Source organism: Streptomyces sp. NPDC040405 (assembly GCF_055595765.1).
Genome location: NZ_JBVIVI010000004.1, coordinates 312,168 through 327,353 on the forward strand (window position 1 = coordinate 312,168; position 15,186 = coordinate 327,353).

Sequence of the window (15,186 nt, forward strand, 5' to 3'; positions counted from 1 at the left end):
CAGAGGCCGGTCGGCTCTTGGAGGTGGGTACCCGTCACATGGTCGTGCGCAGTGATTCGATCCAGGCATAGGAGACCAGGCCCGCTTGCAGCCTGGACTCCACATGCAGCTTGGTCATGATTTGCGCCACGTGGGCTTTGACCGTGCGTTCGGTGACGGCGAGCCGGGACGCTATGGACCGGTTGGACTCCCCGTCACCGAGCAAGCGGAACACGTCGAATTCGCGATTCGAGAGCGAGGGCACCCGGTCCAGCTCTTCCTGCCAGGTCCGGCGAGCGCTGGGTGCCAGTGGTACTTTCCTGTGGGCTAAACCGATCAGGCTTCCCTGTGTGGCCATGTATCTCCCTCTCCCGAAAACACGGGTCGCGGGGTCCGGGTAATAGGTGAATTCACGTCAGCCTTATGGGCCCGGGCAGTATACGGAGGCGCCGATGTCAGGGCGGTGTGACGAGCTTCACTTCCCGTTCGCGCAGCCAGCCGGATGCCGTCGTCCACCTGCGGGTCTGTGGTGGCGGGCGATGCGGAATCGTCTTGCTCTCTGAGACGGCATCACCGGCGGGCCGCAATGGCGCATTCTCGCTCAAGGCGCGGACGGGCGATCATGCTAGGTTCACTCGATTTCCGGTCAACTGCGCCGGTCAACCGGGCCCGGCCAACGGCCATCGGTCAACCGCCCCCGGTCAACCGCTTTCCGTCAACCGCGCTCGGTCAACCGTGACCCGTCAACCGCGCCGCTCAGCGCTGGCGTTCGCGGTCCTCCGCGTCCGCGGCGGTCACCGCCCCGGCGGCTTCCGCGGGCTTCGGCCGCGCCCGGCCCTGGGTGACCGCCAGCACCGCCCCGGCCAGCAGGACCACCGCGCCGATCGCCTGCACCGCGCCGAACGTCTCGCCCAGGAAGAGGTAGGAGCACAGGGTGCCGACCGCGGGCACCATGAACATCATGATCGAGGCGGAGGCCGGGCCCACCGCACCGACGCCCCGGTAGTAGAAGAGGTTCGCCACGGCCGTCGGCCCGATCGCCACGAACACCGCGTTGATCCAGGTGATGGTGGGCACCGCGCCCCAGTCCGCGTCCATCGCGGAGGGCACGCTGTACAGCCCCAGCAGGATGGCGCCGCAGGTCATCGCGTACGCCGTGGCCCTGAGCGGTTCGATCCCCGCGAGCACCCGGGGGCCGAGCAGGGTGAACGCCGCCCAGCAGCCCGCGCTCAGCAGGAACAGCACATCGCCGAGGAACCGGTCGCCGCCCGCGCCCGCGTCGGTGCGCGCCCCGATCAGGAAGATCACCGCACCGGTCAGCCCCAGCGCGAGCCCGGCGACCCGCCCGGCCGACGCCCGCTCCTTGCGGGTGAGCAGCAGGAATCCGGTGGTCAGCACCGGGCTCATGACCGGGATGATGGTGGTGCTGTCCATCGCCGGGGCCAGCGAAAGCCCCCAGAAGAACAGCAGGTTGTACAGGAAGACGCCGAGCACCCCCGCCCCGGCCGCGCGCCCCACGTCCCGCTTGGACGTGGTGTGCTGGGCGGGGACGAAGCGCAGCGCGATGAGCAGGACCACCGCTCCGCCGCCGAAACGCAGCAGGGCCGCCACGGCGTGCGGCAGATGGTCGACGACCACCTTGGAACTGCTGAAGCCGCTGCCCCATAAGACCATCGTGGTCGTCAGTAAGAGATAGGGATTCGTGCCCCCTCCGGGCCTCTGCTCTTTCTGTTGCATGCGCCTTCCCCCTTTGCCTGCTGCTGCGTTGCGGCTGGTGCGGCTGATGCCGATGTGGCCGAGCGCTCCGGTCGCGCCGGAGCGGGGCCGTCCAGATGACGTCCCGTCATCTGTGGTGGTCGGGCCACAGCGTAACGGGCCGGTGTAGGGCCTGTGCGTCCCGCCTCGCCGACGGCACCGGAACCCGCCTGTACGAAGGTTCAATTGAGGCTCCCGAGACGCCGCGGTGATAGTGAATCGCATCCCGGCCCGGCGCCGGGACATCGCGAACACTCCTGGCGGGCACGGCCCCACGCGGTGCGCGGCGCACCGTCTTCTGTCCTCTCCGACGGCCGCAAGAAGGGTTTCCCGAAATGCAGCTGCAATCCATGACATCGGACCCCATCACGCGGAATTCCGATCTTGTGAGCCTTTTCCGCGAGGTCGCCGCGACGACACCGGAGCGGACCGCGCTGTCCGCCGAGGACGACCGCCTCTCCTACCGGCGGCTCGACGCCTGGTCGGACGCGGTGGCCCGGGCCCTGCGCGCCGAGGGGGTCCGGCCCGGGGACCGGGTCGCCCTGCGCATGTCGCCGGGGGCCGAGGCGATCGTCGCGATCCTGGCCATCCTCAAGTGCGGTGCCGCGTACGTCCCGGTGGACCTGCGCAACCCGGTCTCCCGGAGCGACTTCATCCTCGCCGACAGCGGCGCGAGCGCCCTGATCGGCGAGCCCTACGAGGGGTGCGCGGTCACCAGGGTGGTCGGCACCGCGGCCGTGGCGGAGTGCCGGGACGCGCGGCCGGAGCCGGTGGCGGACGCTGGGCACCCGGGCGCCGATGACCTGGCGTACGTCATCTACACCTCCGGGACCACCGGGAATCCGAAGGGGGTCCCGGTACGCCACGCCAATGTGCTGGCCCTGCTCACCGGCGCCCCGTCGGTGTTCGACTTCTCGGCGGACGACCGCTGGCTGCTGTTCCACTCGCTGTCGTTCGACTTCTCGGTGTGGGAGATCTGGGGGGCGTTCTCCACCGGCGCGGAGCTGGTGGTGCTGCCGCACTGGGCGGCCCGTACGCCCGAGCAGTATCTGACGGTCATCATCGACCGGGGCGTCACCGTCATCAACCAGACCCCCACGGCCTTCCTCGCGCTCACCGAAGCGGCGGTGCGCGGCGGCCGGGACGTCTCGGGGCTGCGCTACGTCATCTTCGGCGGCGAAAAGCTCACCGCACCCATGCTGCGGCCCTGGGCCAAGGCGTTCGGGCTCGACCGGCCGCGGCTGGTCAACGGGTACGGGATCACCGAGACCACGGTGTTCACCACCTTCGAGGAGATCGGCGAGGCGTATCTGGAGCAGGACGCCTCGGTCATCGGGCGCGCGCTGCCCTCGTTCCGCACCCGCGTCGTCGGCGACGACGGCCGGGACGTGGCGCCCGGCGAGACCGGCGAACTGTGGCTGGCCGGAGCCCAATTGGCCGAGGGGTATCTGCGCCGCCCGGAGCTGACCGCGGAGAAGTTCCCGGTGGCGACCGACGAGAAGACCGGCGAGTCCGTCCGCTACTACCGCACCGGAGACCTGGTCAGCGAGGTGGCGGGCGGCCGGTTCGCCTACGAGGGCCGCGCCGACCTCCAGATCAAACTGCGCGGCTACCGCATCGAGCTGAGCGACATCGAGACCGCCGTGCGCCGCCACGACGACGTGCTCGACGCGGTCGTCACGGTGCGCGAGTTCAAGCCCGGCGACCTCCGGCTGGTCTGCGCGTACGTGGCCCGTGAGGGCAGCGCGACCACCGCGCGGGAGCTGCGGGACCACATCAAGACCCTGTTGCCGGCGTATATGCACCCGGCGCGCTATCTGCCGCTGCCGGGGCTGCCCCGCACCGTCAACGGAAAAGTCGACCGGGCGGCCGTCGCCCGGTCCTGGGAGGAAGAGGTGGCACGTTCATGACGGGACAACAGATCACCGACGCGCAGACCGCGCACCCCGACAGCCTGGCCGTCGCCTGGGTGGGTGAGCTGCTGGAGGAGACCGACCTGTCCGCCCAGGACAACTTCCTCGACCTCGGCGGCCACTCCGTCCTGGCCCTGGAGCTGAGCGAGCGGGTCAAGAAGAGCTTCGGCGTCGAGCTGGACATGCAGATCCTCTTCGAGCGCAGCATCGGCGACGCCCTCGCCGACGCCGTCGCCCGCGCCCGGACCGCCAAGTAGCGATAGGAGAACCCCCATGACCACTGTGAGCGAGCAGGCCAACTTCACCTTCAGCCCCGAAGAGGTGGCCCGGTTCGAGCGGGACGGCTACATCGGCCCGGTCAAGGTCTTCGAGCCCGAGGAGATGACCCGCCGCTGGAACACCATCCGGCGCCAGCTCCTCGACCGCTCCCTGGCCATCTACCCGGACAGCGCGGGCAAGGCCAACATCTCCAACTACGACCGCCACCTCGACATCGACCTGCTGGCCGAGCACATCATGCGGCCCGAGATCGTGGACCGGGTGGGCTCCCTCATCGGCCGCAACCTGCTCTGCTGGCGCAGCGAGTTCTTCCCCAAGTACCAGGGCGACGAGGGCACCGACTGGCACCAGGCCGCCACCTTCGCCCACGCGACGGGCAAGCCGCAGATCATCTGGCCGTCCGACGAGGGCCGCCCCGCCTTCATCGGCACCATCACGGTGTGGACCGCGTTCACCCACTCCACTGAAGCGAACGGCTGCCTGCAGCTGATGCCGGGCACCCACACGTCGATGAACTACGACGAGTCCAAGGGCATGGACTACGACGCGGACGCCATCAACCAGCGCGAGAAGGACGGCGTCAAGCGCGGCTTCTTCGGCTACGACTACCGGTCCCTGCAGAAGGACCCGAACTGGAAGCCGGACGAGTCGCAGGCGTACCCGATGGTCCTCAAGCCGGGCGAGGCCGTCATCTTCTGGTCGAACACCATGCACGCCTCGCTGCCGCACACCGGCAGCAAGACCGACTACCGCATGGGCTTCGCCGCCCGCTACGTGCCCACCCAGGTGCAGGTCTACCCCGGCACCGAGAACCTGACCGAGTACGGCGACGGCATCAACCTCGAAAAGTACGGCGCGGTCCTCGCCTCCGGCACCGACGAGTACAAGCACAACCGGATGGCCACCACCAGCCAGCGCGGCTACGAGTTCGTACCGCGTCAGATCCCCAGCTGACCGGCGGCTGAACCGCTCAGGCACCACGGCGGGGCGGCCCCGAGCCGCCCCGCCGTGCCCCATTCCCGCCCTCGCGCGGTGCTCGCCGCGACGGTCCGCAGGAGGTACGTATGACGCCCCGCCCCCTCATCATGCTGCACCACGCGGGCGGCTCCGCCGCCGTCTTCGACCGGCTCGCCGAGGCCCTGCCGGACGGCATCCAGCCGCTGCCGCTGGAGCTGCCCGGACGCGGCAAGCGGTGGCGCGAGGCGCCCGTCACCACCATCGAGGACGCGGTCGACGACCTGCTGCGGGCGGTCGCCGGACAGCGGGACGAGATCGCCGTCTTCGGCCACAGCGTGGGCGCCTACCTCGGACTGTGCCTGGCCGCCCGGCTGGCGGAGACCGGCGGGCCGCGCTGCTCCACCGTCTTCGCCTCCGCCAACGCGGGCCCGGTGAGCGCCGAACTGCCCTGTGAGGGGTCGCCGTTGCTCACCACCGACGAGGAGATCTTCGCCATCGCCGAGAAGTCCGGCGGCACGATCTCCCCGCAGATCCGCGCGCACCCCGTGCTGCGGGAGCGCACCGCGGCCCTGCTGCGCGCCGACTTCTCGCTCGGCGACTCGTTCCTGCGCAAGCGCCGGGCCACCACGGTGAGTGCCGAACTCGTGGTGTGCTGCGGCACCGAGGACGTCTTCACCGACGCCCAGCTGGACAGCTGGCGCATGAGCACGACCGGGCGTACGGAGATCACGCCCCGCCTCCCCGGCGGCCACTTCTACCTCGAACAGCCCGCCCAGGCGGCCGCCTTGGCCGAGACCGTCACCCGTACCCTGCTGGGATCGGGCGGCCGGACTCCTTGACGGCGCCGCGTACCGTCCGCACGATGACGGGCGTGAGAACCACGACCGCGACGGCGCGGTCCGACAAGGCCCACGGCGCGTGGTTCCTGGTGCTGCCCGCGCTGCTGCCGATCCTGCTGCTCAGCGTCGGCCCGCTGCTGTACGGGATCGGGCTCGCCTTCACCGACGCCCAGTCCGGCCGCACCGAGCCGACCCAGTGGACCGGGCTGCTCAACTTCCAGGACCTGGCCCGCGACACGCTCTTCTGGGAGTCGTTCCGGATCGGCCTGGTGTGGGCGGTCGCGGTGACCGTTCCGCAGTTCGCGCTGGCGCTCGGACTGGCGCTGCTGCTGGCGCAGAACCTCCGCTTCCGCTGGCTGGCGCGGGCCCTGGCGATCGTGCCGTGGGCGATGCCCGAGGTGGTCGTCGGCATCATGTGGCGGCTCGTCTACCACCCCGACGCGGGAGTGCTGGGCGAGGTGCTGGGCACCGACCGGGACTGGCTCGGCAGCCTCTCCACCGCCCTGCCCGCCGTGATCGTCGTCGGCATCTGGGCCCGGCTGCCGCAGGTGACGGTCACGCTCCTGGCGGCGCTGGCCAACGTACCGCGCGAGCTGCACGAGGCCGCGGCGATGGACGGCGCGGGCGCCTGGCGCCGCTTCCGTACCGTCACCTGGCCCGCCATCCGGCCCGTGGCCCTCGCCATCAGCGCGCTCAGCCTCATCTGGAACATCAACTCCTTCGCGCTGGTCTACGTCCTGACCGGCGGCGGGCCCGGCGGGCGCACCCGGCTGCCGATGCTCTTCGCCTACGAGGAGGCTTTCCGCTACGGGCAGTTCGGGTACGCGGCCGCCATGGGATGCGTGCTGGTCGCGGTCGTCTCCGTGCTCCTCGCCCTCTTCCTCGTCGGCCGGCTCAAGGGGGACGACGCATGACCAGGGGGGACGACGCATGACCAGGGGGGGACGACGCATGAACCGGGCCGCCGTCGTGCGCAGGCGCCGGGCCGCCCGCGCCGGGCAGTACCTCGCCCTGCTGGGCTATCTCGTCTTCCTCGCGTTCCCGCTGCTGTGGCTGCTGTCCACCGCGTTCAAGCCGCCGCGCGAGCTGGCCAGCCCGGACCCGACCTGGATCCCCGACCACCCCACCCTCGACAACTTCCGCCAGGCGTTCGACGAGCAGCCGCTGCTGCGGGCGGCGGCGAACAGCCTGACCGCCTCCGTCGCCGCCGCGGCGATCACCGTCGTCATCGCGACCCCGATGGCGTACGTCATGGCCCGGCACCACCGCTCCCCGCTGTCCCGGGCGGCCACCGGCTGGGTCGTGGTCAGCCAGGCGTTCCCCTTCGTCCTGGTGATCATCCCGCTGTTCCTCGTGCTCAAGAACCTGTACCTGATCAACTCCCTGACCGGCCTGATCATGGTGTACGTGGTGTGGTCCCTGCCGTTCGCCCTGTGGATGCTCGCGGGGTACGTCCGGGCCGTGCCCAGGGAGCTGGAGGAGGCCGCGGCCGTGGACGGGGCGGGGCGGCTGCGCGCCCTCGTCTCGGTCACCATGCCGCTGCTGGCGCCCGGCCTCGTGGCCACCGCCCTCTTCGCCTTCCTCACCGCATGGAACGAGTTCTTCTTCGCGCTGGTGCTGCTCAAGACGGAGCAGAAGCAGACCATGCCCGTCGTCCTCACCCACTTCATCGGCGCGGAGGGCGTCGCCGACCTCGGCCCGCTGGCCGCCGCCTCGCTGCTCGCCACCCTGCCCTCGCTCGTCCTGTTCGCCGTCATCCAGCGGCGGATCACCAGCGGAACCCTGGCCGGGGCGGTGAAGTCCTGATGCGCCGCCGCACCCTGCTCACTGGCGCCGCCACCGCTCTGGCTGCCGGGTGCGCGCCCGCGCGCCGCCGGGCCCGAGGGGGAGCGGTGACCCTCCGCTTCCAGTCGCTGGCCTGGCAGAAGGAGTCCGTCGAGGCCAACAAGCGGCTCGTCGCGGAGTGGAACGCGGCCCACCCGAGGATCCGGGTGGACTACGTCCAGGGCAGCTGGGACGGCGTCCACGACCAGCTCCTCACCTCCTTCGAGGGCGGCGAGGCGCCCGACATCATCCACGACTCCGCCGACGACCTCGCCGACTTCGCGTACGGCGGCTACCTCGCCGATCTGCGCGGGCTGCTGCCGGACCGCTTGACGGCCGACATCCCGTCCCGCACCTGGGCGACCACCACCTTCGGCGACGGCGTCTTCGGGGTGCCGTTCCTCCAGGAGCCGCGCGTGATCATCGCCAACCGGGCGCTGCTGGAGCGCGCGCGGGTGCGGATCCCGACCGTGCGCGCCCCCTGGAGCTGGGCGGAGTTCGAGGACGTGGCGCGGGCGCTCACCGGGGACGGGACGTACGGGGTCGCCTGGCCGCTCAAGGAACCCGTCGCCGCGACCCTGGGCCTCGCCCTCTCCACCGGCGGCCGGGTCTTCCACCGGGGCGCCGACGGCAAGGTCACCGTCCGCTTCGACGCCGCCGACCGGCGCGTCCCGCGCGCCATCGCCCGTACGGCGGCCAAGTCCACGCTCGGCATGGGCGGTTCGGACACCCTCCCCGGCTTCTTCGGCGGAAAGTACGCCATGGTGCCGCTCGGGTTCTCGTACCGCCAGCAGATCGTCCAGCAGGCGCCCGAGGGCTTCGACTGGACCGTGCTGCCCGCGCCCGCCGGGCCCGGTGGCGACCAGCGCCAGGGCGTCAGCCCGCAGACCCTGTCCCTCGCCGAGGACAGCCCGTACCAGGAGGAGGCCGCCCGCTTCCTCGACTTCCTGCTGCGCCCGCGCAACATGGTGCGGCTCGCGCGGGGCGACTGGATGCTGCCGACCGGCACCGGCGCGCTGCGCGACCCGGCGCTGCACACCGCCGAACACGGCTGGGCGACCGGCACCGCCCTGGCCGCCCAGCTCCGCCCGACCCCCGCCCTGTCGGTGCGCGGCTACCCGGAGTGGAAGGACAAGGTGGCCACGCCCGCGCTGCAGGAGTACTACAGCGGTGCGATCGGAGCGCAGCAGCTCAGGAAGCGGCTGGTCGAGGACGGCGGCCTGGTGCTCGCCCGGTACCAGCGCTAGGGGGTGTCAGCCCGCCTGCGGCAGCCGGAGCGTGGCGACGGCTCCGCCGTCGGCGGCGTTCGAGAAGAGCAGCGACGCGCCGATGACCCGGGCCTGGCCCGAGGCGACCGTCAGCCCGAGGCCGTGCCCGCGGCCGCGCTCGGCCGCGGCGGTGCGGAAACGCTGCGGCCCTTCGGCGAGGAGGCTGTCGGGAAAGCCGGAGCCGTGGTCGCGGACGACGACGGTGGTTCCCTCGACGGTGATCTCGACCGGCCCGGCGCCGTGGCGGTGGGCGTTGACGATCAGATTGGCGAGGACCCGGTCGAGTCGGCGGGGGTCGGTCTCCACCACGGCGTACCCGGCGTCGACCGTGAGCCGTGCGTCGAGGCCGGTGCGGGCAAGCGAGTCCCGGACCACGTCGGGAAGGGGCACGGGCCGCAGATCGGCGCGTTCCACTCCGGCGTCGAGGCGGGAAATCTCCAACAGGTCCTCGACGAGGGTGCGCAGCACCCGCACCCGGTCCCTGACCAGATCGGTGGCCTCGCTCTCGGGGAGCAGTTCGGCGGAGGTGACCAGACCCATCAGCGGGGTGCGCAGTTCGTGCGCGACATCGGCGGTGAACCTCTGCTCACCGCGCAGCCGGTCCCGCAGGCTGTCGGCCATCGAGTCGACGGTGGCCGAGATCTCGGTGATCTCGTCGCCCGCCCGGCCGCCCGCCCCGGTTCTGGCGGCCAGATCGCCCGAGGCGATGCGCCGTGCGGTGCGCGCCACCCGCCGCAGTCGCCGGTTGGGGAGTTCGGCGGCGAAGGCGGACAGGGGCACGATGACGGCCAGCGCGACCAGTGAGTACTTCCCCATGTGCCGGTCCAGGGCGCGGCGGCTGAGCTGGTCGGGAGTCATGTCGACCGAGACCGCCACCGGGCGGCCGTCCGGCATCCGCTTCCCGGCCCACATCCGCGGGCGGTACTCGTCGCTCTCGTCGTACAGGGCGCCGTCCCCATGTTCCCGGATCATCCGCACCAGGTCCTCCGGCATCTCCCGGGGAGTCCGCAGCAGGCCGTCGGCCTCGCTGCCGCTCTCCGCCGAGAGGGCGGCGTCCAGGACGGTGTGCGCCTTCGACGCGCCGTCGTTCATGGACCGCTCGTACGTGCTGTGGTGCACCAGCAGCCCGACCGTCAGCGCGATGCCGCAGCATGCCACGGTCACCAGCAGGGCGATCTTCCAGCGCAGCGAGCGCCAGTTGAACAGGGTTTGTGGGGTTTCCATGTCAACGCCTGAGTTTGTAGCCGAAGCCCCGGACCGTCTCGATGCGCTCGGCGCCGATCTTCCTTCGCAGTCGCTGCACGCACAGGTCGACCACACGGCTGTCGCCGTCCCAGCCGTAGTCCCACACGTTGCGCAGCAGTGTCTGCCGGTCCAGGACGATGCCGGGGTGTGCGACGAACTCCAGCAGCAGCCGGAGTTCGGTGGCGGCCAGCGCGACCGGCTCACCGGCCAGGAACACCTCCAGACCGGCCGTGTCGATGGCCAGGTCTCCGACGATGAGCCGGGCCGGATCCGCCGGTGCCGCGACCGGTCGATACGTGGCGCGGCGCAGCAGCGATCGGATCCGGGCCACCAGCACCGCGGTGTCGACGGGCTTGACGACATAGTCGTCGGCGCCCGCCTCCAGGCCGGACACGATGTCCAGCGAGTCGCCGCGGGCCGACATCATCAGGATCGGGGCCGTGCTGGTCTCCCGGATCCGGCGGCACAGCCCGATGCCGTCGAGCTCCGGCAGCATGACGTCCAGCAACAGCAGGTGGTGCCCGCCCTCCCTGAACCGTTCGAGACCGGTCAGCCCGTCACCGGCGGGGGTGACACGGTAGCCGTAGCGCTCCAGCGCCATCGTGACCGATCTGCGGATCACCTCGTCGTCCTCGACGAGCAGGATCGACACGGGCGCCGGGACGTTCCCCCCGGCCACTGGAACCGACATCTCTCCCCATCGGACGTGGTGGCTGCTGGGGCCCATGATGCGGCGAGGAGTCCCACCTCGCCGAATCCCGCCTCCACCGCGCCCGCGCCGGGGCCGGGTTGCCGGTGCGACCGACCGGATCAGTGTCGCGGTGTGGCACCGGTGAGTGCGCAGCCCTGTTGGGACAGGTCCAGCTTCGACCCTTCGGTCAGGCAGGACGCGATCAGGTGGACCTGCTGGCCGTAACCACGGCCCTGTACCGAGGTCACGGCTCCGTCCGGGCCCACCTCGCAGGGGTTGTTGTCGGTGCACTTCTCGCCGGCGTCGTTGTGGGTGTTGTGGATCCCCACGACCGTGGTGCCGTCGGGGGCCAGCAGCGCCGAACCCGAGGTGCCGTGCCAGGGGGCGCACCCCTTGCCTGTGGCGTAGCGGATCGAGTCGTCCTGCTGGTAGCCGCCCTCCCGCAGGTGTGTGACCACGGCCTCGGCGGTGCAGTCGAGGCGGCCGGCGGTGTGCGCCAGGGTCAGCGGGTCGCCCGCGCGCACGGGGGTGGAGGCGAGCCGGAAGACTTTCGCGCCCTCGGCCTTCAACTGTGCGTAGGTCTGGTCCAGTCGGTAGAGCGCGACGTCGGTGCCGGTCATCGTCGCGTACACCAGCCGCTTCGCATGGGCGGTGGTGCGCGGATAGCCCTGGCGGTCGGCGATCGGCACCTCGCGGTCGGCCGGCTGGTCCATCAGCGCGGCGCCGGGCGCGGGCCGCTTTCCCTGCACACAGTGGCCGTTGGTCAGCAACAGCGCCGGGTCCCGCGGCCGGGAAGCCGGGGTGCTCACCACCGAGCCCACGCAGCCGCCCAGGTCCGCCGCGCCTTCCACGTTCGGGATCTTGTCGTCGGGCGGCATGTGGGTGCCGTCGATGATGCCGTTGATCCAGTCGGCGTGCCGGGTGACGTCGGTGTACAGCGTTTTGCCGCTCTCGTCGGGGCCGCTGACCACACCGGCCACCGCCCACTGGCCGCTCTCGCGGACCAGCGCGGGCCCACCGGAGTCCATGTTCGACGCGGCGACGCTGCCGTCGGCGCTGCCGACGCACAACTCGCCGGTGTTGTGTGACGGACATGCCGAGGCGGGCTGCACCACGGTGTCGGCCTCCCGCAGCTTAGGGGGGAAACACGCCGGATCGGCGTAGTCGTCGCAGGTCATGCCCCAGCCCATGATGCGCACGGGCGTCTTGTCCGCCGGTGTGGTCGAGGCGATCCGTACGGGCTTGGCCCGAACCGGCGTCCTCAGGTGCATCAACGCCATGTCCCGGCCCCAGAAACCCCCCTCGTCGTTATTGGTCGCCAGCCGGTAGTAGTGGTCGACCTCGGCGACCTCGCCTCCGGAGGTGGTGTCCAGTGACCCGACCCGGACCTTCCAGCCACGCGGGACGCCCGTCTTCGCCCCGGTCGGGTTCCTGCCGGCGCAGTGGCTGGCGGTCAGAACCCATCGCGGCGCGAGGACCTCCACCCCACAGCCGTGTCCGTCCGGGCGCGGCGGCGCGGGATAGGACGGCTGGAACGAGCCCATGAACGAGTAGGCCCGGGTCGACTCGGCGCCACCCACGATGGCCTGTGCCGATGGGGTGGCCAGCACGGCCGCGGTCACGGCGAGCCCCGTCGTCAGGGCGGCGGCCGCCCTCGGGCTGATCCACTTGCGCATGAGTGACTCCTCTTTCGTCCGAAGCGCCTGCCGCCCGCCGGCCATCGCTCCGGCGGGCTCGTACGGACGAACAGCACCCCGGCCGTCCCGTCCGGCCCTTGACCTTGGCCCCAGCGATCCGCCGGCGGGTCTCATCCGCGTATCGGGCGCCGCACGGCAGCCGCTCAGTTGTGTATCAGCGCGCGGCCCGCTGCCGTTGTCCGCCGCCGAGCGAGCCCGGCGGGACGGTGGCCGGGGGCGCGCCGGGCGCCGCCTCCTCGTGGGTCAGGTCGGGCAGCCACCGCAGCCACTTCGGCAGGTACCAGTTCCGGTCGTCCAGCAGTGTCATCACGGCGGGCAGCAGTACGCCGCGGATCACGGTGGCATCGATGAGGACGGCGGCCGCGAGGCCCACGCCCATCTGCTTCATGGACTGCATCGACAGCGTTCCGAAGATGGCGAAGACGGCGACCATGATGACGGCGGCGCTGGTGACGACGCCCGCGGTGGTGACCACGCCGTGCGCCACCGCGTCCCGGGTGGTGCGCCCGGCCTGCCGCGCCTCGCGGATCCGGGAGACCACGAACACGTGGTAGTCCATGCTCAGCCCGAACAGGATCACGAAGAGGAACAGCGGCAGCCACGACACGATCGCGCCGACCCCCTCCGCGCCGACCAGCCCGGCGCCCCAGCCGTGCTGGAAGACGGCGGTGAGGATGCCGTACGCGGCGCCCACCGACAGCAGGTTGAGCACGATGGAGGTGACGGCGATGGTCAGCGACCGGAACGACATCAGCATCAGCAGGAAGGCGAACACGACGACGAACGCGAAGACCGGGGCGACGGCCGAGCCGAGCGCGTCGTTGAAGTCCTTCGACGCGGCGGTGGAGCCGCCGATCGGCGCGTCCACCCCGTCCACCGTCCCGAGCGTCCGGTCGCGCACCTCGTCCCGCAGGACGGTCAGGCTCTTCGCGGCCGCCTTCTCATCGGAACCCCCGGTCAGCGGCACCGACAGCACCGCCACCTCCTGCCGCTCGTGGAACTCCACCGTGACCGGGCCCGGGGAAGCGCCCTTGGCGACGGCCTCGGTACGGAAGCGGGCGATGGCGTCCCGTACCGGCGCGGCGTCGATGTCCTCGGCCTTGACCACGACCCGCGCCGGGTCGGGCCCGCCGGGGAACGCCTCGTCCAGGTGCCGGTACGCCACCACGACCGGCACGGAGTCCCCGAACTCCTGGTCCAGCGTGAGGTTCGCGGTGTTCATGCTCACCGCGGGGGCGGCGATCGCGATCAGCGCACCGGCGGCCAGCGCGAGCGACAGCTTCGGCCTGCGCAGCACCCGGCCGAGGACCGCGCGCCACACCCGGCTCTCGCCGTCGCCCTTCCGCTTGGCGCGGCCCACGAACGGCACCCTGCCCTTCTCGACCCGCTCGCCGAGCAGCGACAGCAGCGCGGGCAGCACCGTCACCGAGCCCACCATGGCCACGGCCACCACCATCAGGGTCGCGAGCCCCATCGCCTGGAACTCGGCGATACCGGTGAAGAGCATGCCCGCCATCGCCACGATGACCGTGACACCCGAGACGAGGATCGCCCGGCCCGAGGTCGCCGCGGCGATCCGCAGCGCGGTGTCGGCGTCCCGCCCGGCGGCCCGCTCCTCCCGCTCCCGGCGCAGATAGAACAGGCAGTAGTCGACGCCCACGGCCAGACCCACCAGCAGCATCACCGAGTTGGCCGTGTCGCTCATGTGCACCCAGTGGCTGACCACCGCCACCAGACCCGTGGTGGCCAGGAACGCCGTCATCGCGAGCGCCACCGGCAGCAGCGCCGCCACCAGCGCGCCGAACGCGATCAGCAGGATGCCGAGCGCCACCGGCACCGCCGAGTACTCGGCCTGCTTGAAGTCGGAGCCGAACGCCTCGTCGCGGGCCTTCTGGCCGCTCGCGTCGCCGAACTCCTCGATCCTCAGGGCCCGGTGGTCCCGCTGCGCCCGGTCCACGGCGTCCAGCACGGGCTGGACGCGGTCAATGGCGGTCTCGGGGTCGCCCCGCAGATCGAACTGGACGAGCGCGGAGCGCCGGTCGGCCGAGACCGCCTTCGTCTCGTACGGGGACGTCACCGCGGTGGCCTCGCCGGTGCCGCGCACCGCGGCGAGCACCGCGTCGACCGCGCCGCGGAACGCCGCGTCGTCCGCGGTCACCCCGCCTTTCTTCGCCTGAATCAGCACGGTTTCCCCGGCCGGTTCTTCGATGCCCGCATCGTCGAGAATCTTCATGACACGCCCGGACTCGCCGGGAAGCTGCTCACTTGCCGTCGAATCGACGCGGCCCGTCATCGACCCCACGGCCAGCGCGAGGATGACCAGCAGCAGCCAGCCCCCGACCGCCGCCCAGCGGTGCCGGGCGCTCCAACTGCCCGCGCGGGCCGCCAGCCCCCGCGGCCGGTGCAAGCGTCCTGTGTCCCCCACGACGTCCCCATTTCCCCTGGTGGCGACCCCCTGCCGCCATCCCCGGACGACGCTAGGGCGCGGGTGCGCCTGGGCCCATCCTGCTGACCGGCGATACGGGGGACGGGGCTCTCCACCTCGGGGAGGGGGGCCAGCCCTACCCTCACGGTCCAAGCCCCTTACAGGTAAAGGGACTTGTCGTGATCGTGCCGCCATGACGTTGCATATGTCACACGTGGACCAGGATCTTGAATTGCCCGGTTCGATCCGCCAGGGTTTCGTCTCAGCCCGGAGTGATCCGAACACGCTCCGGCGCCACCGTGTCCGCGTGTGAA

General features: G+C 71.4%; 13 protein-coding genes. 7 read left to right on the forward strand and 6 right to left on the reverse strand.

Annotated elements, in window-relative coordinates; genetic code table 11:
• Positions 1-34: 34 nt before the first annotated feature.
• Together ACZ59A_RS19135 and ACZ59A_RS19140 are read right to left on the reverse strand one after the other, a co-directional pair.
• Positions 35-337, reverse strand: coding sequence for a helix-turn-helix domain-containing protein (locus ACZ59A_RS19135; protein ID WP_470960126.1), 303 nt, complete (start codon positions 335-337; stop codon positions 35-37).
• Positions 338-735: 398 nt separating this feature from the next.
• Positions 736-1,653: a DMT family transporter gene (locus tag ACZ59A_RS19140; protein WP_470960127.1), complete on the reverse strand. Its 918-nt coding sequence runs from the start codon at positions 1,651-1,653 to the stop codon at positions 736-738.
• A gap of 467 nt (positions 1,654-2,120) precedes the next feature.
• On the opposite strand from ACZ59A_RS19140, the gene ACZ59A_RS19145 reads away from it, so the two are divergent.
• The 7 genes from ACZ59A_RS19145 (at position 2,121) to ACZ59A_RS19175 (ending at position 8,793) form a co-directional block, all read left to right on the forward strand.
• On the forward strand, positions 2,121-3,644 hold the full coding sequence (locus ACZ59A_RS19145) for an amino acid adenylation domain-containing protein (RefSeq protein WP_470960129.1): 1,524 nt from the start codon (positions 2,121-2,123) through the stop codon (positions 3,642-3,644).
• On the forward strand, positions 3,641-3,904 hold the full coding sequence (locus tag ACZ59A_RS19150) for a phosphopantetheine-binding protein (protein WP_470960131.1): 264 nt from the start codon (positions 3,641-3,643) through the stop codon (positions 3,902-3,904). The genes ACZ59A_RS19145 and ACZ59A_RS19150 overlap by 4 nt, the downstream gene beginning before the upstream one ends.
• 16 nt (positions 3,905-3,920) lie before the next feature.
• Entirely contained in the window at positions 3,921-4,880 is a 960-nt protein-coding gene (locus ACZ59A_RS19155) for a chlorinating enzyme (protein ID WP_470960133.1), read from the forward strand.
• Positions 4,881-4,990: 110 nt separating this feature from the next.
• Positions 4,991-5,722, forward strand: a complete 732-nt coding sequence (locus ACZ59A_RS19160; protein WP_470960135.1) for a thioesterase II family protein — start codon at positions 4,991-4,993, stop codon at positions 5,720-5,722.
• Between the two features lie 23 nt (positions 5,723-5,745).
• Positions 5,746-6,636 (forward strand): carbohydrate ABC transporter permease, encoded by an 891-nt coding sequence (locus ACZ59A_RS19165; RefSeq protein WP_470960137.1) that lies wholly within the window; start codon positions 5,746-5,748, stop codon positions 6,634-6,636.
• A 37-nt stretch (positions 6,637-6,673) separates the two neighbouring features.
• Positions 6,674-7,528, forward strand: coding sequence for a carbohydrate ABC transporter permease (locus ACZ59A_RS19170; protein ID WP_470960139.1), 855 nt, complete (start codon positions 6,674-6,676; stop codon positions 7,526-7,528).
• Positions 7,528-8,793, forward strand: coding sequence for an extracellular solute-binding protein (locus tag ACZ59A_RS19175; RefSeq protein ID WP_470960142.1), 1,266 nt, complete (start codon positions 7,528-7,530; stop codon positions 8,791-8,793). Before ACZ59A_RS19170 ends, ACZ59A_RS19175 begins: the two co-directional genes overlap by 1 nt.
• 6 nt (positions 8,794-8,799) lie before the next feature.
• On the opposite strand, the gene ACZ59A_RS19180 is transcribed toward ACZ59A_RS19175, so the two are convergent.
• The 4 genes from ACZ59A_RS19180 to ACZ59A_RS19195 form a co-directional block, all read right to left on the reverse strand.
• Complete coding sequence (locus ACZ59A_RS19180; RefSeq protein WP_470960143.1) at positions 8,800-10,038, reverse strand: ATP-binding protein; 1,239 nt, start codon at positions 10,036-10,038, stop codon at positions 8,800-8,802.
• 1 nt (position 10,039) lies between these two features.
• Positions 10,040-10,750, reverse strand: coding sequence for a two-component system response regulator CseB (gene cseB / locus ACZ59A_RS19185; RefSeq protein WP_470960145.1), 711 nt, complete (start codon positions 10,748-10,750; stop codon positions 10,040-10,042).
• 119 nt (positions 10,751-10,869) lie between these two features.
• Positions 10,870-12,426, reverse strand: a complete 1,557-nt coding sequence (locus tag ACZ59A_RS19190) for a trypsin-like serine protease (protein WP_470960147.1) — start codon at positions 12,424-12,426, stop codon at positions 10,870-10,872.
• Positions 12,427-12,601: 175 nt separating this feature from the next.
• Positions 12,602-14,872, reverse strand: coding sequence for an MMPL family transporter (locus tag ACZ59A_RS19195; RefSeq protein WP_470960149.1), 2,271 nt, complete (start codon positions 14,870-14,872; stop codon positions 12,602-12,604).
• Positions 14,873-15,186: the final 314 nt, after the last annotated feature.